Raw genomic sequence first — 21,453 nt, 5'->3', positions numbered from 1 at the left:
CTCGCATTCCACAATGGCTGTCAGATAGCAGGAGAAATGAGCATTCCCGAAGCCTCGCCGACCGCATGACTCGCGGAGCGCCCACCTTTCATCTCGACCTTGCCCTCGGCGACGAGCCTCAACGCCATCGGATAGGTCTTGTGTTCGATGGTCAAGACGCGCGCGGCGAGTGTTTCCGCCGTGTCGCCGGCGAGGATCGGGACCGCGGCTTGCGCGATGATCGGGCCATCATCCATGCCTTCGGTCACGAAATGAACCGTGCAGCCGGCAATCCTCATGCCGGCATCGATCGCGCGCTGATGCGTATGGAGCCCGGGAAACAGCGGCAGAAGCGACGGATGAATATTGAGGATGCGGCCTTCGTGACGCTGTATGAATGTTGCCGAAAGCAGCCGCATGTAACCGGCGAGGCAGACGATGTCCGGGTGAAGCCGATCGAGCTCGGTGAGGATCGCGGCTTCGTGCGCTTCCTTGCTGACGAAGTCTTTTCGGACGAATGAAAATGTCGGGATGCCGAGGGCTGCCGCCTTGGCCAGGCCGCCGGCTTCCGCCTTGTCGGCGATCACGGCGATGATTTCGGCCGGAAAGTCCGGCTCCGCCGCTGCCTTTGCCAGCGAAAGCATGTTCGAGCCGCCGCCGGAAATGAAGACGACGACCCGTTTCTTAGCCGTCGTCGCGCTCATAGAGAGAGGCTGCCCCTGTAGATCGTGCCCGCGGCGCCCTCGGCACGCGCGACCATGCGGCCGAGTGTGAAGACCGTCTCGCCTTCGCCGGTAAGTACCGCCGCGACCTTTTTTGCTTCCGCCGCCGGAACGACGGCAATCATGCCGACGCCGCAGTTGAACGTCCGCAGCATCTCATTGGCGGCAACGCCGCCAGTCTTGGCAAGCCAGGAGAAGACCGCCGGCGATCTGATCGCGTCAAGGTCGATCTCTGCAGCGAGGTGCTTCGGCAGAACGCGCGGAATGTTCTCGGGGAACCCGCCGCCGGTGATGTGCGCGAGTGCCTTGATGGCGCCGGTCTCGCGGATCGCCTTCAGGAGCGGCTTCACGTAGATGCGGGTCGGCGTCAGCAGGAGATCGGCAAGCGTGCCTTCGCCGAAGGGGGCCGGCGCGTCCCAGGCCAGACCCGAAAGCGCAACGATCTTGCGCACCAGCGAATAGCCGTTCGAGTGCACGCCGGAGGAGGCGAGGCCGAGGATGACATCGCCTTCGGCAATGTCGCCCGCCGGCAGCAGTTGGCCGCGCTCGGCCGCGCCGACGGCGAAGCCGGCGAGGTCGTAGTCGCCGCCGGAATACATGCCCGGCATCTCGGCCGTCTCGCCGCCGATCAGCGCGCAGCCCGCATCGCGGCAGCCAGCGGCAATGCCGGCGACGATCGCGGCACCCTGGTCAGGATCGAGCTTGCCGGTCGCGAAATAGTCGAGGAAGAACAGCGGTTCCGCGCCCTGTACGACAAGATCGTTGACGCACATGGCGACGAGATCGATGCCGACGGTGTCGTGCTTGTTGGCATCGATCGCGATCTTGAGCTTGGTGCCGACGCCGTCGTTCGCGGCCACCAGAACCGGATCGGTGAAGCCCGCAGCCTTGAGATCGAAGAGACCGCCGAAACCGCCGATCTCGCCATCGGCGCCCGGGCGCCGCGTGGAGCGCACATGGGGTTTGATCTTCTCCACCATCAGGTTGCCGGCATCGATATCGACGCCTGCGTCGCTATAGGTGAGGCCGTTCTTGCCCGACTGGCTCATGCTCATTCTCCAAGGCTCGTCGCATATTGCGGATGCGATTGGCACGGCGGGACAAGGAGTGCAAGCCAACAGCCGGTGCTTGCCGCCTTTTTTTGCCGTTTTGCCCGCATCCCCACCGCGTTTCGGCCGGCGAGGGGCGATTTCCCCTGTTTGAATGGCGCCGGGGTTGACCTGCGCGCGCGCCGCGCCCTATCTCGTCCACATGGATGGAACGCGAGGCGCGCTTGCGCCCGACGCGGTACGGGGAGCGCCATGGGCAGTCAGGTCAGCAGTGTGAGTCTCAAGCGCCAGGTCGTCTTCTGGCTGCTGGTGCTCGGCGGCTTCATCGCCTTCCTGACGCTCTTCAGTTCGATCCTGCTGCCGTTCCTCGCCGGCATGGCACTCGCCTATTTCCTCGATCCGGTCGCCGACCGGCTGCAGCGTCTGGGCCTCAGCCGGTTGATGGCGACGATCGTCATTCTTGTCGCTTTTGTTGTCGTCCTGGCGCTGTCGCTGATGATCGTCATCCCGTTGATCTTCACGCAAGCGGCCGACTTCATTCAGAAGATGCCCGACTACATTGCCAGGCTTCAGGCCTTCATCACGGATAGCCAATCGACGCTGCTTCCGGACTGGCTTGCGGGTCAGATGACGGCGATCAAGCAGAATTCGGCCAAGCTGCTTGAACAGGGTGCAAGCTTCCTCGGTACGCTGTTCCAGCAATTGTGGAACTCCGGCATGGCGCTGCTGGACATCCTTTCGCTCTTCGTGATCACTCCGGTCGTGGCGTTCTATCTGCTGCTCGACTGGGATCGCATGGTCGACAAGGTCGACAGCTGGGTGCCGCGCGACTATGTCGACGTCGTCCGCCAGATCGCCCGTGACATGAACACGACCATTGCCGGCTTCGTCCGCGGCCAGGGTTCGCTGTGCATCATCCTCGGTCTCTACTATGCCATCGGCCTTTCGCTCGTCGGCCTCAATTTCGGGCTGTTGATCGGCTTTTTCGCCGGCATGATAAGCTTCATCCCCTATGTCGGTTCGATGGTGGGGCTCGTGCTGGCTGTCGGCGTGGCGCTCGTCCAATTCTGGCCGGACTATATTATGATCCTGCTGGTCCTGGTTATCTTCTTCAGTGGACAGTTCCTCGAAGGCAACATCCTGCAGCCGAAACTGGTCGGCAAGAGTGTCGGTCTTCACCCTGTCTGGCTGATGTTCGCGCTGCTTGCCTTCGGCGCCCTGTTCGGCTTCGTCGGCCTTCTCGTCGCCGTGCCCGCCGCCGCCGCTATCGGGGTCCTTGTTCGCTTCGGCATACAGCGGTACCTTGATAGTGATCTCTATCACGGGCATAGGACAGCCGCGAAGAAGCAGCCGGAAGGCCATGAACCCGGCTGAGTCACGCCATTGTCCAGAGTACAGCATGACAAGACGTCCGTTCGAACAATTGCCGCTCACCTTCGGCCATGATCCGGCAACCGGCCGCGAGGATCTGCTCGTCTCCGACCGGCTGAGTGCGGCCATCGCCATCGTCGACCATTGGCCCGATTGGCCGTCGCCGGTGGTCATCATCGCCGGGCCGGTCGGCTCCGGGAAGTCGCACCTCGCCAGCATCTGGCGGGAAAAGGCGGGAGCCGAGGCGATCCATCCTGTCGCCGGCTCGAATGCGGCCGCCATTGCGGCGAGCAAGTCGGTTCTCTTTGAGGATGCCGATCGCCAGGGATTTGACGATACGGCGCTCTTCCATGTCATCAACAGCGTGCGCCAGCACGGCACCGCGTTGCTGATGACATCACGCCTGTGGCCCATGTCGTGGCCGGTGACGCTTCCTGATCTCCGCTCGCGCCTGAAGGCTGCGACGGTCGTCGAAATCGGCGAGCCGGACGACGAGCTGTTGACGCAGGTGCTCGTCAAGCTTTTCGCCGACCGCCAGCTTTTCGTCGATGAGCGCCTCGTCGGTTATATCGTGGCGCGCATGGAGCGCTCGCTGGAAGCCGCCCAGACGATCGTCGAGCGATTGGATCACCTGGCGCTGGCCCGTGGCACACGGCTGACACGCAGCCTGGCGGCGGAGGTGCTGGCAGAGCTTGGAAATCCCCGCCTGTCCGATTGACTGTCACAGTTCCGTCGTCAAAGTGGGGTAGCTCGTGCAGTTTGAGTAATGGGGTCTGATGGGCATGGATAACGCGACGTCTGCAATCACCGAACTCGAGGCGCCTGCGGAGCAGATAGACCTCCTGGCGAGTCCCGAGCGGTTCATCAATCGCGAATTCTCCTGGCTTCAATTCAACCGCCGTGTCCTCGAGGAGACGCTGAACACGGCGCATCCCTTGTTGGAGCGTGTGCGCTTCCTGTCGATTTCGGCCGCCAACCTCGACGAGTTCTTCATGGTTCGCGTCGCCGGTATCGAAGGCCAGGTGCGTCAGGGAATTGTCCTTCGCAGCCCCGACGGCAAGACGCCGGCCGAACAGCTCGACGATATCCTCAAGGAAATCGACAATCTTCAGATGGAGCAGCAGGCGTCGCTCGCCGTGCTGCAGCAATATCTCGCGAAGGAAGACATCCTCATCGTTCGCCCCGCTTCGTTGTCCGCGCAGGATCGCAGCTGGCTCGCCAACGAATTCGACCAGTCCATCTTCCCGGTGCTGACGCCGCTGTCGATCGATCCTGCGCATCCCTTCCCGTTCATCCCCAATCTCGGCTTTTCGATCGGGCTCCAGCTCGTCAGCAAGACGGGCCGCGAGCCGATGACGGCCCTGTTGCGCCTTCCGGTAGCGCTCGACCGTTTTGTCCGACTGCCGGATGTGAAGAACGTCATCCGCTACATCACGCTCGAGGACGTGGTCAGCCAGTTTATCGACCGTCTGTTCCCGGGTTACGAGGTGCAGGGTTCGGGCACCTTCCGCATCATTCGTGACAGCGATATCGAAGTGGAGGAAGAGGCAGAAGACCTTGTTCGATTCTTCGAGACGGCGCTCAAGCGCCGGCGTCGTGGTTCGGTGATCCGCATCGAGACGGACTCCGAGATGCCCGCGTCGTTGCGCCAGTTCGTGGTGCAGGAACTCGGGGTCCCTGAAAACCGCATCGCGGTTCTGCCCGGACTCCTTGCACTCAACACGCTCTCGGAAATCACCAAGGCACCACGCGAAGATCTGCGCTTCGAGCCCTACAATCCGCGCTTTCCAGAACGTGTGCGCGAACATGCGGGCGATTGCCTGGCGGCGATCCGCGAAAAGGACATGGTCGTCCATCACCCCTACGAATCGTTCGATGTCGTGGTCCAGTTCCTGCTGCAGGCAGCGCGCGATCCGGACGTGCTCGCAATCAAGCAGACCCTTTACCGCACATCGAACGACAGCCCGATCGTGCGTGCGTTGATCGACGCCGCGGAAGCCGGCAAGTCCGTGACGGCGCTTGTTGAGCTCAAGGCGCGATTCGATGAAGAAGCGAACATCCGCTGGGCGCGCGACCTGGAGCGTGCCGGCGTTCAGGTCGTCTTCGGCTTCATCGAACTGAAAACGCATGCCAAGATGTCGATGGTCGTGCGCCGTGAAGAGGGCAAGCTCAGGACCTATTGCCACCTCGGCACCGGCAACTACCACCCGGTCACCGCAAAGATCTACACCGACCTGTCGTTCTTCACCTGCAATCCGGTGATCGCCCACGACATGGCGAATATCTTCAATTTCATCACCGGCTACGGCGAGCCGGAAGCGGGTATGAAGCTGGCGGTCTCACCGCACACGCTGCGCCCCCGAATCCTCAAGCATATCGAGGAAGAGATCGGGCATGCAAAGGCGGGCCGTCCTGCTGCGATCTGGATGAAGATGAATTCGCTTGTCGATCCGGAAATCATCGATTCGCTTTACGAGGCCAGTCGCGCCGGCGTGGAAATCGATCTCGTCGTGCGCGGCATCTGCTGCCTGCGTCCGCAGGTGCCCGGCCTGTCCGACAACATCCGTGTCAAGTCGATCGTCGGCCGTTTCCTTGAGCATTCGCGCATATTCTGCTTCGGCAATGGTCATGGCCTTCCGTCCGAAAATGCACTTGTCTATATCGGCTCGGCGGATATGATGCCGCGCAATCTGGACCGGCGGGTCGAGACGCTTGTGCCTCTCATCAACCGGACTGTGCACGAACAGGTTCTTTCGCAGATCATGCTGGGCAATCTCATCGACAACCAGCAGAGCTACGAGATCCTTCCGGACGGTACGTCGCGTCGGATGGAAGTCGGCAAGGATGCCGAGCCGTTCAATGCGCAGCATTATTTCATGACCAACCCCAGCCTCTCGGGCCGGGGTGAGGCTCTGAAATCCAGTGCACCAAAGCTGATTGCCGGCTGGAAAAGCGGTTGGCGCAAGTAAACTGGAATTGCATGGTAGAATCTGAAGCGCAGGGGCGTTTGCCCGGCATCCGCCCGGTCTCCGTTGTGGATATCGGTTCCAACTCTATTCGCCTTGTCATTTACGAGGGGCTGAGCCGCTCGCCCGCGGTTCTTTTCAACGAAAAGGTGATGTGCGGCCTCGGCAAGGGCATCGATGCGACCGGCCGGATGGCGGAGGAGAACGTTGAGCGGGCTCTAAGGGCGTTGCACCGTTTTCGCGCACTGTCCGATCAGGCTCGCGCCACCACGATGTACGCGCTGGCGACGGCCGCCGCGCGCGAAGCTTCCAACGGCCCGTCTTTCATCGAAAAGGCCGAGGCCATCCTCGCATGCAAGGTTCGCATCCTCAGCGGCGAAGAGGAGGCCTATTTCTCGGCCATGGGCATCGTCAGCGGCTATCACGATCCTGACGGGATCGTCGGTGACCTCGGCGGCGGTTCCCTCGAGCTTGTCGACGTCGACGGCAAACGCATCGGCAAAGGCATTACCCTGCCGCTCGGCGGCATCCGTCTCTTTGAACACAGCAATGGTTCGCTACCCAAGGCGCGGACATGGGTGCGCAAGTTCATGAGGGACGCGGCCGTACTGAAGGGCGGCGCGGGACGCACGTTCTATGCCGTTGGCGGTACATGGCGATCCATCGCCAAGCTTCATATGGAAGCGCGCGACTACCCGCTGCATATGATGCAGGGCTACGAGATTTCCTACGACGAGGCGATTTCTCTCCTTCTGGAGGTGATCGAGCCGAAGAACATCAAGCCTGCCGCCTACGCGACGATCTCGAAGAGCCGCCGCAGCCTGCTGCCCTTCGGCGCCGTGACGATGCACGAAGCGCTTTCGATCATGAAGCCGGAGCGAATCTCCTTCTCCGCGCTCGGCGTCCGCGAAGGGTATCTTTTCTCACTGCTTTCCGAGGCCGAGCGTGTGCAGGACCCGTTGTTGACGGCCGCCGACGAGATCGCGATCCTGCGTGCCCGCTCGCCGGAACATGCGCGCGAACTTGCGGAATGGACCGGGCGCATGGTGCCGCATTTCGGTGTGGAGGAGACGGAAGAGGAAAGCCGATACCGCCAGGCCGCCTGCCTGCTCGCCGACATCAGTTGGCGTGCCCATCCGGACTATCGCGGCCTGCAGGCATTGAACATCATTGCGCATTCGTCCTTTTCCGGCATTACGCATGCCGGCCGGGCCTATATCGCGCTCGCGAACTATTACCGTTTCGAAGGCCTCAACGACGACGGCGCCACAGAGCCCCTCGCGGGCATCACGACGCCGCGGTTGCTGGAACTCGCCAAACTGCTGGGCGGACTCCTGCGCGTCGCCTATCTTTTCTCGGCATCGATGCCGGGTGTAACGCGCCACCTTGGCTTGCGGCGATCGCCGCGCCCGGATGTCGACCTCGAATTCGTCATCCCGGCGGCCTATTCCGACTTCGAGGGCGAACGGCTGGACGGCCGTCTCCAGCAACTCAGCAAACTGACGGGAAAGAAGCTCACCTTCCATTTCGAGCACTGACCAGCCAAAGCAGCAGCCTGCGGAGAGGCGGCTGCGCTTCGATCGCGCAGCCGCCTTCGGATCATTCGGCTTTCAGGAACTCGCCGACTTCGAGCAGCACGAACTCATTGTCGTCCGCCTTGTCGATGGCGCGGCCGGCGGAGAAGGGCAGGTTGTTGTCGTTGCCGACGATGATATGCGCGTCGTCAACGCGGTCGACATTCTCGATGGTGACGAAAGGCATGTCGTAGTAGCCGTCGCCGCCGCCCTGACGCTTCCGGTTTTCCGGATCGGCGATTTTGAGGAGATCGATGTAGCCGATCTTGCGCACGGCCTTGCCGGCGTTTTCGTCGGTCATCTCGATCTTGTAGATGCGCTTGAGCTTGGAGCCGACCGCGAAGCAGTCGGGCTTCGGATCCTTCGGGTCTGCGCACGCCTTCTCGACAGTGCCGGCCCCGTTGTCACGCTCGATGACCAGCGCGGTCGTCTCGTCGAGCATGTTGAAGTCGCCGATCGCCTCGCCGCCCTCGGCGAGCGGATAGAGCCAGCTGCGCCCGGTCCAAGCCTTGCTCGCGACGTCGAGTTCGATAATCCGCAGCGTCGGCCTGCCTTCTGCCTGCTCGACCGATTCACTGTCGGTCCAGATCGGCCCTTCGAGCAGGCCGTAAAGCTTGCTGCCGTCCTTGGACATCGCCAGGCCCTCGTAGCCGCCGGAACGCTTCAGGTTGAAGGCCGGCATTTTCTTGGACGGGTCCGCCTGCAGGGTCAGCGTGGGATTGTCAGGAGACATGACCGACTTGCCATCGACAACGGTGGGGACGACATCGGTCAGTTTGCCGGCCGTGTCGAATTTCAGGATGTGGGGACCGAACTCTTCACCGACCCAGAAGCCGTCGGCGACCGGCTGGATCGATTCCACATCGAAATCGGCGCCGGTGAGATAGCGGTTGGACGAGCCTTCCATGACGATCGGGAAGGGAGCCTTGCGGTCAGGGTCGGACAGGAAGACGGTTTGCAGCGCTTCGACCTTGCCGGCGTCCCAGTCGATCTTCACTTGGTGAAGCATCAGCATGGCGTCGGTCGAGTTCAGCTTGTTGCCGAAACCATTGTCGGAAAGGCTCCAGAAGGTACCGTCCGGCATCGTCTTGATGCCGGAAAAGCCCTGCATCGGCTGACCGTTGAAAGGCAGCGACAATCCGGTCGGGCGAACGCCGTCCTTGCCGGCCAAGCTGCCGAGCTCCACGGCACGCTTCCGGTCGGCAGTCGTGAATTTCCCCGAGGTCTTGAGATGATCCGCAGCGTCAGCCGGCGCAGCAATGATCGTGTTGGCGGGAAGGACGGCATGCGCCTTGAGTGTCGCCGGAAAGGCTTTCTCCTCGGCGTGCGCCGTCGTTGCCATCACGAGAATCAGCGCCGCGGAGGCGAAAAGTGCTTTCGTCATGAAGTTCACCATGGGTTGGAGGTCTGAGACCGGTCCCCGATAGGCGCCTTTGATGACGGCTGGTTGATGCTTGTCTGACAGCCCGATGAAGCTTTGATGACATTGGCATCCTGCTCGAACGTTCAAGATCGGCAGCCGCTTCGGGCGTTAGCATTGTCGGGAAGAATGGAGATGAGTGGTCACAAATGTTCGAGACGAAATTTGCAATCATCCTGCGGGACGACCTCGCCCTATGGCAGAAGCTGAACGTCACCGCCTTTCTCTCGACGGGCATTGTCGGGCAGAAGCCGGACGTTATCGGCGAGGCATATCGCGATGCTGCCGGTAATATCTATAACGCGCTCAGCATCCAGCCGATCATCGTGCTGTCGGCAGACGGGGTCACCCTTGGCAACATTCAGCGACGCGCGTTGGAAAGGGAGGTCCGCACGTCGCTCTATGTCGACGAAATGTTCACGACCGGGCACGATGCGGCCAACCGGGAAGTCTTTTCGAGATCAGCGCCCGATAATGCCAAGGTGGCGGGCATCGCGATCCACGCAGAGAAGAAGCTCGTCGACAAGATCACGAAGGGGGCAAAGCTACACGGTTAGCTTCGGCGGAAGACGTTGCCCCGCCGTGGGTCAGGCCGCCAACGCGAAGAGCGAAAACGCCGAGTTTCTGACCGCGGCCTTTGACCTCCTGTTCGCCGAGGTCTTCGCTGCGCACGAAGGCCGGCAGCCGCATCCGTCTGAGAAGGTCGGAAGAAATCAGAACATGTCGATCGAAGGTCCGGCAAAAGCCTTCGAGGCGCGCCGTGGTGTTCACCGTGTCGCCGAAATAGGTGATCTTGTGTTTGTCGACGCCGATCTCGGCGGCAACGATCGTTCCGCCATGCAATGCGGCGCGAAGGCTCGGAACCTCGCCGTATTCCTTGCGCCACCGGTGAGCATCCGCGTCGATCTGGTCAAGAATGTCGAACACGCAACGAATACAGGCGGCGTCGGCAATGGCGCGGTCGAACGGCCAGGTGATCACCGCCGCATCGCCGATATAGTCGTCGATCGAGCCGCCATAGCGCAGCACCGGATCGGCCATGGTGGCAAAGACCCTTCCCAGATATTCCTGCGTCTTGAGATCGCCGAACCGCTCGGCGAAGGACGTGGAGCCAGCGAGGTCGACGAAAAGGAACACGCGCTCTTCCTGAATCGGCTTGCGGTAGCGTCCGGTGAGCAGGTTCAGGAAGACGTCGCGGCCAAGCAGTTCCCGCACCCGCAAGACGAAGATGATCGGACCGGAGATTGCCAATGCGACGAGGAGCACGTTCAGCGATGGGATCATCTCCCCGGGATGGCCTGCCAGTCGCAGCAGCAAGCCTGCGGCCGCAAAACCGACATTGACGAGCGCGAAATAGACCGCAATGGAAGAGAGAAGAAAGCCCGGTGTCGCAAGGCTGTGGATCTTCCTGTAAAGGCGCCGGAAAATGATGCGCCGTTCGAAGGCGAGGATCGGCATGCAACTGAATAGCGCATAGGTTGCACCGATCAGGCCGCCGTCGCCGTAAACGACCCAGGCATAGGCCACACCGCTGCCGGCGACGACAAGGAGCAGCAGGATCAACTCGAGCGTGGAGAATCGCCAGCGCATTTACGGAGGCCTCGGAATCGGAAAATACACAGGACAATCGCGGATCGGACGCCGGTCCGCAATGCGTTGAGACACCTGATCTTGGGATCAGCCTCGGGTTTTGTCTTCGCCGGTGCCGGATTCAAACGGAAGGCTCCTGGCCCCAGAGGCACCGTCCGTTTGCATGAGTCGTTTTCCGCGTTCGCCCCCTCATTCCGCTGCCGCGACTTCTCGGCGTTTTGACGAGGAGAAGGGGAATGTCGCGCTGCCCAAGTCCCCTCTCCCTGACGGCAGGAGAGGGTTAGGGTGAGGGGCAACAACTGCGATGGGCGATCCGGCTCGCTCTCAGCCGCCGATTTCCATCGCTTCGATCTTCTTGTCGACGAAGCGGAGGGCCACCTCGCCATTGATGAGCTTCAGCGCCGTTTCGCCGAAGAGCTCGCGCCGCCAGCCTTTCAGCGCCGCGACGTCGGCCTTTTCGCCTTCGGCGGCGATGCGGTCGAGGTCTTCGCTATTGGCGATGATCTTCGCGGCGACGCCTTCCTTTTCCGCGATGAGCTTCAGAAGGACCTTCAGCATTTCGCCCGCTGCCGCAGCACCCTCGGGCGCATGGTTCTGGCGGGGCAGGCGCGGCAGTTCCGGTTTCGGAATCGCAAGTGCCTCGTTCACGGCCTCGACGACGGCCGTGCCTGCGTTGGAGCGTTCCCACCCCTTGGGGACGGTTCTGAGCCGTCCCAGCGCCTCGGCATCCTTGGGCTGCTGCTGCGCGATCTCGTAGATCGCATCGTCCTTGAGTATCCGTCCACGCGGAACGTTGCGCGTGCGCGCCTCGCGTTCTCGCCAGGCCGCCACCTTCTGCAGCACCGCCAGTTCGATCGGCTTCTTGACGCGCATCTTCAGCCGCTGCCAGGCATTGTCCGGATGGAGGTCATAGGTTTCCCGGCTCTCCAGGATCGCCATCTCCTCGGCCAACCACGACGAGCGGCCCTCGCGCGCGAGCTCTGCTGTCAGATAGTGGTAGATATCCCTCAGATGCGTGACGTCGGCGAGTGCGTAGTCGAGCTGCTTGTCCGTGAGCGGTCGGCGGCTCCAATCGGTAAAGCGCGAAGACTTGTCGATCTGCTCGTTCTTGATGCGGTTGACCAACTGGTCGTAGGAGACGCTGTCACCGAAGCCGCAGACCATTGCCGCCACCTGGGTGTCGAAGAGCGGATGTGGAATAAGGTTGCCGAGATGATGGATGATCTCGATGTCCTGGCGGGCTGCGTGAAAGACCTTGACGACGTCCGAATTGCCCATGAGTTCGAAGAACGGCGAGAGGTCGATTCCGGGCGCCATCGGGTCCACGATGACGGCGAGGTCTGGGCTCGCCATCTGGATAAGGCAGAGCTCCGGCCAGAACGTTGTTTCGCGCAGGAATTCAGTGTCGATCGTAATATAACTTGACTGGGCCAACTGTTTGCAGGCGGCCTCTAAATCTACTGTCGCTTGAATCATCAGGTTTTTAATCACTATGGCGGAAATGCGGCTTACCCTCCCGTGTATCGTTTCGCGGCTGTTGTCACAATCGAAATTGTCAGACCACCTTGAAATATCCGGTCATGCCAGTCTTCTGATGTTCGATGACGTGGCAGTGGATCACCCAATCGCCGGGATTGTCCGCAACCAGCGCTACTTCCGCCTGTTCGTCCGGAAGGAGCAGGATTGTGTCCGTCGGCGGCGGCAGGAAGCTCCGCTTGTTGGAGGTGAGAATGCGGAAGCTCAGGCCGTGCAGATGGATCGGATGCGCGTGCGGCGTGCGATTGGAAATCTGCAGCACGTAGCTCCTGCCGAGCTTCAGTTCCTCGATCGGCGCGATCGGGTCTGGCGTGTCTCCCGGCCACGGAACCTTGTTGATTGCCCAGAAGGTATAGCCGAGCGAGCCGCAAATCGAGGCTGTCGCCTTGTGTTCGGCCGTCGCCGTCAGGTCGATCGGTATTCGTTTGGCCGTCGAAAGGTCGGCTTCCGCAATCGGATTGGCGGGCAGGGGAGCGATGTCGCGCAGGTCGCGCTTCAGCGAGGTTCCGGTCGCCCGGAACGTTGCGATGGCCCAGGGCTGCGACCCGCGGAAATTGCCGAGCATTGCTCCTTGGCCCTCGCTCTCCGGCATTCGGACGGCGAGATCGACGCGCTGCCCTGGTCCGATGTCGATGCGATCGAGCGGGAAGGGATCTTCGACGGGATTGCCGTCGAGGGCTATTACCTTCGCCGCCGCGCCTTCGAGCGCCAGCGTGTAGATGCGCGTGACGTCGGTGGCGGCAATCCTCACCCGGACGAGACCGCCGGCAGGCCCCTCAATGGTCGGTTGGCGCTGCCAGTTCGTCGTCCTCACCGTGCCATAGGTGCCACCCCGCGCCGCATCGCGGGGCTTGAACGGATCGATGAACTTGCCGCCTGCGCCGAGCCGCCAGTCACGGAGATTGAGGACAATTTCGGCATCGAAGGCCGGGTCCTCGGGGTTCTCGACCACGACAACGCCCGCGAGCCCCCGTCCAATCTGTGTGAGCGTGTTGCAATGCGGGTGGTACCAGAACGTGCCCGCATCGGGCGGCGTGAAGACATAGTCGAAAGTGTCGCCGGGATAGACGTAGGGCTGGGTTATCTCCGGCACGCCGTCCATCGCATTGGCAATCCTCAAGCCGTGCCAATGGACCGTGGTTGGTTCGTCGAGACGGTTCACCAGTCTTGCCGCGTAGGCTTCTCCCTTGCGCATTCTTAAGACCGGAGGCATGCCGCCGTGGGGGGCATCATCGAGGCCGTAGGTCATGATTTTCGGCGTCACGCCATCGGCTGCGATCCTCACATCCGCGAATTGCGCCGTCAGGATTTGCGGATAGGGAGTGGCGCCGGCGCGTGCGGCAATGCCGGCACCCAAGGCGAAGGCGCCTCCAAGCGCGGCCGAGCCCTGGAGAAACGTTCGGCGGCTGAACATCGGCATCATGACGTCCCGTGGTGCGGATAAGCGATCGGAGCGTTTCTAAACCTGATTTTCATAATCAGCAATTCGCCCGAAAGGTCATCTTGCCGCAGCTGTCGCTACCGCGCGTCCTCTCGCTGCTGACCGCCGGCAAGCTTGTTGAAGAAGGACGACGTCCGCAGGAGATTGCGAAACGGCATCGCGCGCTCTTCCGCCGGGACCGGCCCGCGTGCCGTCATGCGCCGGAGCGTGTAGAGCATGAAAAGGGCGAGGATTGCGGCGGTATAGGTGAAGAGCGCCTGCGGTCCGAAGAGGTCGAGCATGAAGGAGGCGAAGAGTGGGCCGATGATCGCGCCGAGCGACCAGAAGAAGAGCATGCCTGCGGAGACCAGCGCATGCTGCCCCTCGGCCGCATGGTCGTTGGCGTGCGCCGAACAGAGCGAGTAGAGCGGCATCGCGAAGGCGCCGAAGGCGAAGATGCCGGCAAAATTCAGCCACTCGTCGCTGCCCGCGCCGAAGGCGAGAAAAAGTCCGGCCAGAAGCGAGCCAAGCGTGGCGATCAGGATGATCAGGCGCCGGTCGACTTGGTCTGAATAGTGCCCGAGCGGATATTGCAGCACCACGCCGCCGATGATGCCCGCGCTCATGAAAGTCGCGATCGCGGTGACGGAGAGGCCGATGCCCTGCGCATAGATCGGCCCCAGCGAGCGGAAGGCCGCGTTCGTAAGGCCGACGACGATACAGCCGACCGTCGCGAGCGGTGAGATGTTCCACAGCGCCCGGACGTTGAATCGGATCGCTTCCGGGGCCACGGGACTTGACCGGTCGGCAAAGGATATCGGCACGAGCGAGAGTGTCAGCGCCATCGAGATGATTGCGAAAAGCTCGAACCCGCCGATACCGACACCCGGAATCAAATATTGTGCGGCGGTGACGGAGCCGAGGTCGACCAGCCGGTAAACGGAAAGCGTGCGTGCCCGGTTGGCGTTGGTGACGCTGGCGTTCAGCCAACTTTCGACGGTCGCAAAAAGGCTCGCGAAACAGATCCCGGCAAGAAGCCGCATCAGGAACCAGAACCACGGGTCGATGAGCAGCACCATCGAGATCGCCGTCGCGGACGCGATCGCGGCCATCGCCGAGAACGTGCGGATATGGCCGATTGCCCGAAGGATGCGGGTGACATAGATGCAGCCGATGGCAAAGCCGATATTGTAGCCGGCGCCGACAAGGCCGATCAGCGAAGTCGAGAATCCCTCCTCGAGCGCGCGCAGCGAAATGAAAGTCCCCTGCAAACCGTTACCGCCGATGAGAATGCCTGCGGTGACGAGAAGCGGGATGAGCGGGCGGATCTGGGACATTGGGGGCTGGAAGCATCCGGATGGCGGCCGCGACTTAAAGGGAAATACCGGCTTGCTCCTTGTTTAGCGGCGGTTTGCAGCCAGGGACAGTAGCAATTTGTGGCCTTTTGCCTTCTTTTTGCGCCACATGGCTCGCAAAGCTCACCACGACAGGGGAGCGTCCGTTCATGACTCTTGTCGCCGCGACACACGTCGCGGCCTTGACAAAACCGGCGCATCATGCGCTTTTCCGCCCGATTTTGACCATGCCGCGCGCCGTAAGCGAGCCTGCGTGGTTTTCTGCAATTCCAGGATTAGACGATGCACCGTTACCGCAGCCACACCTGTGCCGCTCTCCGCAAGTCGGATGTCGGCTCCACCGTTCGCCTCTCCGGCTGGGTTCACCGCGTCCGCGATCATGGCGGCGTGCTGTTCATCGACCTGCGCGATCACTATGGCATGACCCAGGTCGTCGCCGATCCGGATTCTCCAGCCTTCAAGACGGCCGAAACCGTGCGCGGCGAATGGGTTATCCGCATCGACGGAACGGTGAAGGCCCGCACCGACGAAACCGTCAACAAGAACATGCCGACTGGCGAGATCGAGCTCTATGCCCGCGAGATCGAAGTCCTGTCGGCGGCCAAGGAATTGCCGCTGCCGGTCTTCGGCGAGCCGGATTATCCGGAAGATGTGCGCCTGAAATACCGCTTCCTGGATCTGCGCCGCGAGACGCTGCATCGCAACATCGTCAAGCGCACCGAGATCATTTCGGCCATGCGCCGGGGCATGAGCGAGATTGGCTTCACCGAGTATACGACGCCGATCCTGACGGCGTCGTCGCCGGAAGGCGCGCGTGACTTCCTGGTGCCGAGCCGCATTCATCCGGGGAACTTTTACGCGTTGCCGCAGGCGCCGCAGCAGTACAAGCAGCTTCTGATGGTCGCAGGCTTCGACCGCTATTTCCAGATCGCTCCCTGCTTCCGCGACGAGGATCCGCGCGCCGACCGGCTGCCGGGCGAGTTCTACCAGCTCGATCTCGAAATGAGCTTTGTCGAGCAGGAAGACGTATGGGACACGATGGAGCCGATGATCCGAGCCATCTTCACCGATTTCGCCGGCGGCAAGCCAGTGACGGACAAGTTCCCGCGCATTCCTTATGACACGGCGATCCGCAAGTATGGTTCCGACAAGCCGGACCTTAGAAACCCGATCGAGATGCAGAGCGTGACCGAGCACTTTGCCGGTTCGGGCTTCAAGGTCTTCGCCAACATGATCGCATCCAACCCGCGGGTCGAGGTCTGGGCGATCCCCGCCAAGACCGGTGGCTCGAGGGCCTTCTGCGACCGCATGAACGCCTGGGCCCAGAGCCAGGGCCAGCCGGGCCTCGGATATATCTTCTGGCGCAAGGAGGGTGAAAAGCTCGAAGGCGCCGGCCCTCTCGCCAAGAACATCGGCGAAGGACGCACCGAGGCGATCCGAACGCAGCTTGGTCTCGAGGATGGCGATGCCTGCTTCTTCGTCGCCGGCGAGCCCGCCAAGTTCTACAAGTTTGCCGGCGAAGCCCGGACGAGGGCCGGCGAGGAACTGAACCTCGTCGACCGCGACCGCTTCGAGCTGTGCTGGATTGTCGACTTCCCGTTCTACGAATGGCTGGAAGAAGAGAAGAAGATCGATTTCGCTCACAACCCCTTCTCGATGCCGCAGGGTGGTCTGGAGGCATTGAACGGCGACGATCCGCTCTCCATCAAGGCCTACCAGTACGACATGGTCTGCAATGGCTTCGAGATTGCGTCCGGATCGATCCGTAACCAATTGCCGGAACTGATGGTCAAGGCCTTCGAGTTGACGGGCAAATCCCAGCAGGAAGTCGAGGAGCAGTTCGGCGGTCTCTACCGTGCCTTCCAGTACGGTGCTCCGCCACACGGCGGTATGGCGTTCGGCATCGACCGCATCGTCATGCTCCTGGTCGGCGCCAAGAACCTGCGCGAGATCTCGCTCTTCCCGATGAACCAGCAGGCCGTCGACCTCTTGATGGGCGCGCCGTCGCCGGCGACACCCGCGCAACTGCGTGAACTGGCGATCCGTCCGATCCCGCAGAAGAAAGATTGAAGTTTCCAAGGCATGAAAATAACCCGGCGGTCTCTATCGCCGGGTTTTTCTATGGTGGAGCAAACATCCATTGATGCTTGCACTAGCTGCCTGCAGTCAGCTGCACGGTCCCGTTGCCCGCCTTGACAGGATTTCCTTCAAGGCGTTTCCTTTGTTCGCTGCTCTGTCGCAGCGTGTTGGATGGAGGGGACGATGGCGAAGAACGTCAAGGACCTGCTCGCGGAAGCAAATAGCGCGGTCCAAAAATTATCTCCCACCGAGGCCGCCGAGAAGATGCGCTCTGGTGATGTGCTCATAGTGGACGTCCGCGATCCGACGGAAGTCCAGCAAACCGGAAAGATCAAGGGTGCGGTGAACGTGTCGCGGGGAATGCTGGAATTTCGCGCAGACCCGGAGAGCCAATATCACAACCCCGCCTTCCAAAAGGACAAGACGGTCCTTCTCCATTGTGCATCCGGCGGCCGTTCGGCCCTAGCGGGCAAAACGCTTCAGGACATGGGCTATACGGCCGTATTCAACATCGGCGGCTTCAAGGAACTGGTCGAGGCGGGTATCGACACGGAGCCCGCTTGAGGCGCGTCAATCGATAAACCGCAGAGATTGAGGCGCTGCGCTTCGTCGGGAGCCGTCGCACCTCGGGCCTGACGGCGCTGGGACGCGGCTGCGCCCCAGCGCTTCTGAGCGCCAAGGCTGCGTCTCAGAAATCCATGCCCGGCGCGCCGGGCATCGGTGCCGGTGCTTCCTTCTTCGGTTTCTCGGCGATCATCGCTTCCGTTGTCACCAACAGGCCGGCCACGGACGCCGCATCCTGCAGCGCCGCCCGTACGACCTTGGCGGGATCGATGACGCCCATCTCGTAGAGGTCCCCGAATTCTCCGGTCTGAGCGTTCCAGCCGTAGGCGAAATCCGGTTTCTCGCGCAGTTTCCCGACGATGATCGACCCTTCGGCACCCGCGTTCTCGGCGATCTGACGCACGGGAGCCTCGATCGCCCGACGGACGATCTCGACGCCGACGCGCTGGTCGTCATTGGCGGTCGATATGTTGTCTAGCGTATTCACGAGGCGCAGCAATGCAACGCCGCCGCCCGGAAGAGTGCCTTCCTCGACCGCCGCCCGCGTTGCATGAAGGGCGTCGTCGACGCGGTCCTTCTTTTCCTTGACCTCGACTTCGGTCGAACCGCCGACGCGGATGACCGCGACGCCGCCGGCCAGCTTGGCAAGCCGTTCCTGCAATTTTTCGCGGTCGTAGTCCGACGTGGTTTCCTCGATCTGCGCCTTGATCTGGCTGATGCGCCCGCCGATATCGGCCTTCTCCCCGGCGCCGTCGACAATAGTCGTCGTCTCCTTTTCGACGATCAGCCGCTTTGCCCGCCCGAGCGTATCCATCGTGACGTTCTCGAGCTTGATGCCGAGATCCTCGGAAACCACCGTGCCGCCAGTGAGGATCGCGATATCTTCCAGCATGGCCTTGCGGCGGTCGCCGAAGCCGGGCGCCTTGACGGCAACGATCTTGAGACCGCCGCGCAGTTTGTTGACGACGAGCGTCGCCAGGGCTTCACCCTCGACGTCTTCGGCGATGATCAAGAGCGGTTTTCCGGACTGGATCACCGATTCCAGGATGGGGATCATAGCCTGCAGATTGGAAAGCTTCTTTTCGTGGATCAGGATGTAGGCATCCTCGAACTCGACCCGCATCTTGTCCTGGTTGGTGATGAAATAGGGAGAGAGATAGCCTCTGTCGAACTGCATTCCTTCGACGACTTCGAGCTCGATCTCGGCGGTCTTTGCCTCCTCGACCGTGATAACGCCCTCGTTGCCGACCTTCTCCATCGCCTCGGCAAGATAGCGTCCGATCTCGGCATCACCATTGGCTGAGATCGTGCCGACCTGGGCGATTTCGGCATTCTTTGAAACTTTTCGGGCGTGGGTCTTGAGTTCCTTGACGATCGCCTCGACCGCAAGATCGATGCCACGCTTCAGATCCATCGGGTTCATCCCGGCGGCCACGGCCTTGGCGCCTTCCTTGACAATAGCCTGGGCAAGCACCGTGGCGGTGGTGGTGCCATCGCCGGCAACGTCGCTCGTGCGCGAAGCCACTTCGCGCAGCATTTGCGCGCCCATGTTCTCGAATTTGTCCTCGAGCTCGATTTCCTTGGCGACCGACACACCATCCTTGGTGATGCGCGGCGCTCCAAACGATCGATCGATGACCACGTTCCTGCCCTTGGGGCCCAAGGTGACCCGAACGGCATTGGCCATGATGTCGACGCCGCGTAGCATGCGGTCGCGGGCATCGGTGTTGAATTTGACTTCCTTGGCAGCCATGTGCTCCTCCCTCTACACGGAAACTGTGAGATCGCCGATTGCCTCCGCAACAGGCTACGGGATCACCGTTGTCATCAAGTCTTCCACGTCCTTGCTTCTTTTCAGACACACAAAAAGTCGCTGTAGCGCTTTCAGTTGCTGCATGTTCGTGTGCCTAAATCGGCTCCGATTCAGGAAAACACGCAACAGGGAGCACGCCGCTCCCTGCAAGGGCCGGTCGGTCGTTTCACTCCTCTTCGTCTTCTTCAGGTGTCAGGATGTCGATCAAGGCTGCGACGCGGCCGGCCGGAAGATGACGGCCTTCGCCGATCAGAGCCTCGTCATTGTTGACCCAAGCAATCGCCTCGGCGAGTTCGCTCGCTGTTGCGCCGGTGGCAAGAAGCTCGGCCATTAGCGTTTCGTCGACGGGGCCGAGGATGGCGGTGATATCCGAATGCTTCAGTCCCATAGCGTCCTCCTTCCGCTCATCGGTCGGGAATGCGCAATTGTCGGCAACCATTAGATAGGCGACCGGCTCCGAGCATCAAGCAGTGGATCATATCACTAATCAAACGGGATAGAAAAAGCCCGGAGGTGGACCGCCGGGCTCCATGCGATTTGAGCTTCCCGCTGGCGAGCGTCCTGCCGCTCAGTCGTTCGCCGTCACTTTCACTCCCAGGACCGAAGGAATCGTGTTCGGCGCGCCCATGGCCGCTCCCATGATCATCGGGAAGGGAACGGGCTTTTCGGGCTGGGCGCTGATCGTCAGACTCTTCGGTCCGTCGAGATAGGCGTTGACGGCGGCCGAAACCTGGTTCTGCAGTTCCGGTACGTTGAGCTGCGCCATCATGATCGGCACCAGGCCCTTCAGCGATTGTGCCAATTGATCGCCGCTGACGCCCTGCTGGCTGCCGGCGTAGTCGAGCGCCTTCTTGGTGATCGAAGCATCATCGAAACGGATCGAGGCGCTGTTGAACGTGAGCTGCTGCATGAGGCCCATCATTGCGAGTCCCATCGCCTGGTTGGCCTCTTCCTTGTTCGGATTGGCTTCCATGGCTTTTGTCGCTTCCTGCAGCGACTTCATGAACTGCAGCGTATACCCGGAAAAGTCCATGGCGATGTTCAGCCGGCCGACATTCTTGAAGTCGAAGGCGTATTCATCGAGGGCGACGTTGCCGCTCTGCAGTTCCCAACTGCCCTTCATGGTGACTTCGCCATCCAGCGTGGTCAGCCCGAGCTTTTCGATCGCCTCCTTTGCCTTGGCGTCCTCGACGCCCGAGAGATCGGCTTTAAGCCCGGCGAGCGTTGCATCGAAGTCGAAGCCGGCATCATTTTCCTGCCGCGTCAGATTGGCTTCCGTGCTTTCGGCCGTGAAGACGTCCTTGCCTTTGACATTGACCACGATCGGACCTGTTCCCGCCGTCTCGTAAAGCAGGATGTCGTTGATCGTGTCGCCGGCCGGATTGCCGGGGATCAACAGGCCGCCGATCGAAAGGTCCTTGGCGGAGAAACTTGAGCCCTCGGCGCTGACATTGATATCGGGGAAGGTGACAGTTTCGGAGTAATAGCCTCCATTCTCGTTTTCCTCGACGCCTTCGAAGGTGACATCGCCGATGAGGACCGTTTCTCCGGGGTTTGCAGCCGTTTGCAGTTTGACACCGGTCACCGTCACCACGTCGCCGTTCACGTCCGCCTTGTCGAAGAGGATCGAGGAGCCGTTGGTAGACAGAGCCGCATCAAGCTTCTTCATCATGTCGGCGCCATCGAGCGCGAAGGCCGGGCCGGCGAGTGTGAGAAAGGCTGCGCTCGCCATCATCAGGCGGATCTTGCGCGTATGCGTCATCGTCGAGTTCCTTGTTTAAAAATGTTTGATTGCGAAGCTGTTTCTGGGATCGGTTATCGCTAATCTGAGTGATCTCTGCGGCATCCGTCAACTCGCTCGCCCCCGACGGAGGCTGACGACCCCTGCGACGGTCGGCCTGCCGCTTGCGGTCAGCTATGTCTCGAACGCGGACACCCTCACTCGAATCCTCAATTTCAAATCGGCCAAATCAGCGCATCCCGAAGCTAATACGAAACAGGGCAAATTTATATTC

Annotated in this window: 17 protein-coding genes; 7 read left to right on the top strand and 10 right to left on the bottom strand. The window is 61.4% G+C overall.

The genetic code is table 11. The features are described 5' to 3' along the window. Positions 1 to 20: 20 nt before the first annotated feature. Positions 21 to 683 carry a phosphoribosylglycinamide formyltransferase gene (gene purN / locus ILFOPFJJ_RS09650; protein WP_173510347.1) on the bottom strand — a complete coding sequence of 221 codons (663 nt, stop codon included), beginning with the start codon at positions 681 to 683 and terminating at the stop codon, positions 21 to 23. Next, positions 680 to 1,750 (bottom strand): phosphoribosylformylglycinamidine cyclo-ligase, encoded by a 1,071-nt coding sequence (gene purM / locus ILFOPFJJ_RS09645; protein ID WP_173510346.1) that lies wholly within the window; start codon positions 1,748 to 1,750, stop codon positions 680 to 682. Before purM ends, purN begins: the two co-directional genes overlap by 4 nt. A 252-nt stretch (positions 1,751 to 2,002) precedes the next feature. Between purM and ILFOPFJJ_RS09640 the strand changes: the two genes are divergently transcribed. The 4 genes from ILFOPFJJ_RS09640 to ppx all read left to right on the top strand — a co-directional run bounded on the left by ILFOPFJJ_RS09640 (position 2,003) and on the right by ppx (position 7,625). Beyond that, positions 2,003 to 3,124: an AI-2E family transporter gene (locus tag ILFOPFJJ_RS09640; RefSeq protein ID WP_173510345.1), complete on the top strand. Its 1,122-nt coding sequence runs from the start codon at positions 2,003 to 2,005 to the stop codon at positions 3,122 to 3,124. Positions 3,125 to 3,149: 25 nt separating this feature from the next. Next, complete coding sequence (gene hdaA / locus ILFOPFJJ_RS09635; protein ID WP_173510344.1) at positions 3,150 to 3,839, top strand: DnaA regulatory inactivator HdaA; 690 nt, start codon at positions 3,150 to 3,152, stop codon at positions 3,837 to 3,839. 64 nt (positions 3,840 to 3,903) lie between these two features. Continuing rightward, on the top strand, positions 3,904 to 6,090 hold the full coding sequence (locus tag ILFOPFJJ_RS09630; RefSeq protein ID WP_173510343.1) for an RNA degradosome polyphosphate kinase: 2,187 nt from the start codon (positions 3,904 to 3,906) through the stop codon (positions 6,088 to 6,090). Between the two features lie 11 nt (positions 6,091 to 6,101). Then, positions 6,102 to 7,625 carry an exopolyphosphatase gene (gene ppx, locus ILFOPFJJ_RS09625; RefSeq protein ID WP_173510342.1) on the top strand — a complete coding sequence of 508 codons (1,524 nt, stop codon included), beginning with the start codon at positions 6,102 to 6,104 and terminating at the stop codon, positions 7,623 to 7,625. Positions 7,626 to 7,686: 61 nt separating this feature from the next. On the opposite strand, the gene ILFOPFJJ_RS09620 is transcribed toward ppx, so the two are convergent. Next, complete coding sequence (locus ILFOPFJJ_RS09620) at positions 7,687 to 9,045, bottom strand: esterase-like activity of phytase family protein (protein ID WP_173510341.1); 1,359 nt, start codon at positions 9,043 to 9,045, stop codon at positions 7,687 to 7,689. Between the two features lie 185 nt (positions 9,046 to 9,230). Between ILFOPFJJ_RS09620 and ILFOPFJJ_RS09615 the strand changes: the two genes are divergently transcribed. Further along, positions 9,231 to 9,638 carry a DUF2000 family protein gene (locus ILFOPFJJ_RS09615; protein ID WP_173510340.1) on the top strand — a complete coding sequence of 136 codons (408 nt, stop codon included), beginning with the start codon at positions 9,231 to 9,233 and terminating at the stop codon, positions 9,636 to 9,638. Here the strand turns inward: ILFOPFJJ_RS09615 and ILFOPFJJ_RS09610 are convergent. From ILFOPFJJ_RS09610 to ILFOPFJJ_RS09595, 4 genes are all read right to left on the bottom strand, one after another. Next, positions 9,610 to 10,671 (bottom strand): adenylate/guanylate cyclase domain-containing protein, encoded by a 1,062-nt coding sequence (locus tag ILFOPFJJ_RS09610; RefSeq protein WP_173510339.1) that lies wholly within the window; start codon positions 10,669 to 10,671, stop codon positions 9,610 to 9,612. The genes ILFOPFJJ_RS09615 and ILFOPFJJ_RS09610 overlap by 29 nt on opposite strands. A gap of 324 nt (positions 10,672 to 10,995) precedes the next feature. Continuing rightward, positions 10,996 to 12,147 (bottom strand): ribonuclease D, encoded by a 1,152-nt coding sequence (gene rnd, locus ILFOPFJJ_RS09605; protein WP_173510338.1) that lies wholly within the window; start codon positions 12,145 to 12,147, stop codon positions 10,996 to 10,998. 79 nt (positions 12,148 to 12,226) lie between these two features. Continuing rightward, on the bottom strand, positions 12,227 to 13,627 hold the full coding sequence (locus tag ILFOPFJJ_RS09600) for a multicopper oxidase family protein (protein ID WP_173510337.1): 1,401 nt from the start codon (positions 13,625 to 13,627) through the stop codon (positions 12,227 to 12,229). Between the two features lie 98 nt (positions 13,628 to 13,725). After that, complete coding sequence (locus ILFOPFJJ_RS09595) at positions 13,726 to 14,964, bottom strand: MFS transporter (RefSeq protein WP_173510336.1); 1,239 nt, start codon at positions 14,962 to 14,964, stop codon at positions 13,726 to 13,728. A gap of 300 nt (positions 14,965 to 15,264) precedes the next feature. On the opposite strand from ILFOPFJJ_RS09595, the gene aspS reads away from it, so the two are divergent. After that, the gene (gene aspS, locus ILFOPFJJ_RS09590) at positions 15,265 to 17,052 is read left to right on the top strand and encodes an aspartate--tRNA ligase (protein WP_173510335.1); all 1,788 of its coding nucleotides are present in this window, start codon (positions 15,265 to 15,267) and stop codon (positions 17,050 to 17,052) included. A gap of 192 nt (positions 17,053 to 17,244) precedes the next feature. Beyond that, on the top strand, positions 17,245 to 17,625 hold the full coding sequence (locus ILFOPFJJ_RS09585; RefSeq protein WP_173510334.1) for a rhodanese-like domain-containing protein: 381 nt from the start codon (positions 17,245 to 17,247) through the stop codon (positions 17,623 to 17,625). Between the two features lie 124 nt (positions 17,626 to 17,749). Here ILFOPFJJ_RS09585 and groL read toward each other — a convergent pair whose 3' ends face one another. The 3 genes from groL to ILFOPFJJ_RS09570 form a co-directional block, all read right to left on the bottom strand. Continuing rightward, positions 17,750 to 19,378 (bottom strand): chaperonin GroEL, encoded by a 1,629-nt coding sequence (gene groL, locus ILFOPFJJ_RS09580; protein WP_173510333.1) that lies wholly within the window; start codon positions 19,376 to 19,378, stop codon positions 17,750 to 17,752. Positions 19,379 to 19,604: 226 nt separating this feature from the next. Next, entirely contained in the window at positions 19,605 to 19,826 is a 222-nt protein-coding gene (locus tag ILFOPFJJ_RS09575) for a hypothetical protein (RefSeq protein WP_173510332.1), read from the bottom strand. A 180-nt stretch (positions 19,827 to 20,006) separates the two neighbouring features. Beyond that, positions 20,007 to 21,200 (bottom strand): aq_1923 C-terminal domain, encoded by a 1,194-nt coding sequence (locus tag ILFOPFJJ_RS09570; RefSeq protein WP_173510331.1) that lies wholly within the window; start codon positions 21,198 to 21,200, stop codon positions 20,007 to 20,009. Positions 21,201 to 21,453: the final 253 nt, after the last annotated feature.

Origin of the sequence: Sinorhizobium psoraleae (genome assembly GCF_013283645.1) — a bacterium.
Classification (GTDB): Bacteria; Pseudomonadota; Alphaproteobacteria; order Rhizobiales; family Rhizobiaceae; genus Sinorhizobium; species Sinorhizobium psoraleae.
Note: the sequence above shows the minus strand (reverse complement) of the source record. Positions and strands in the feature narration are given on the sequence as shown.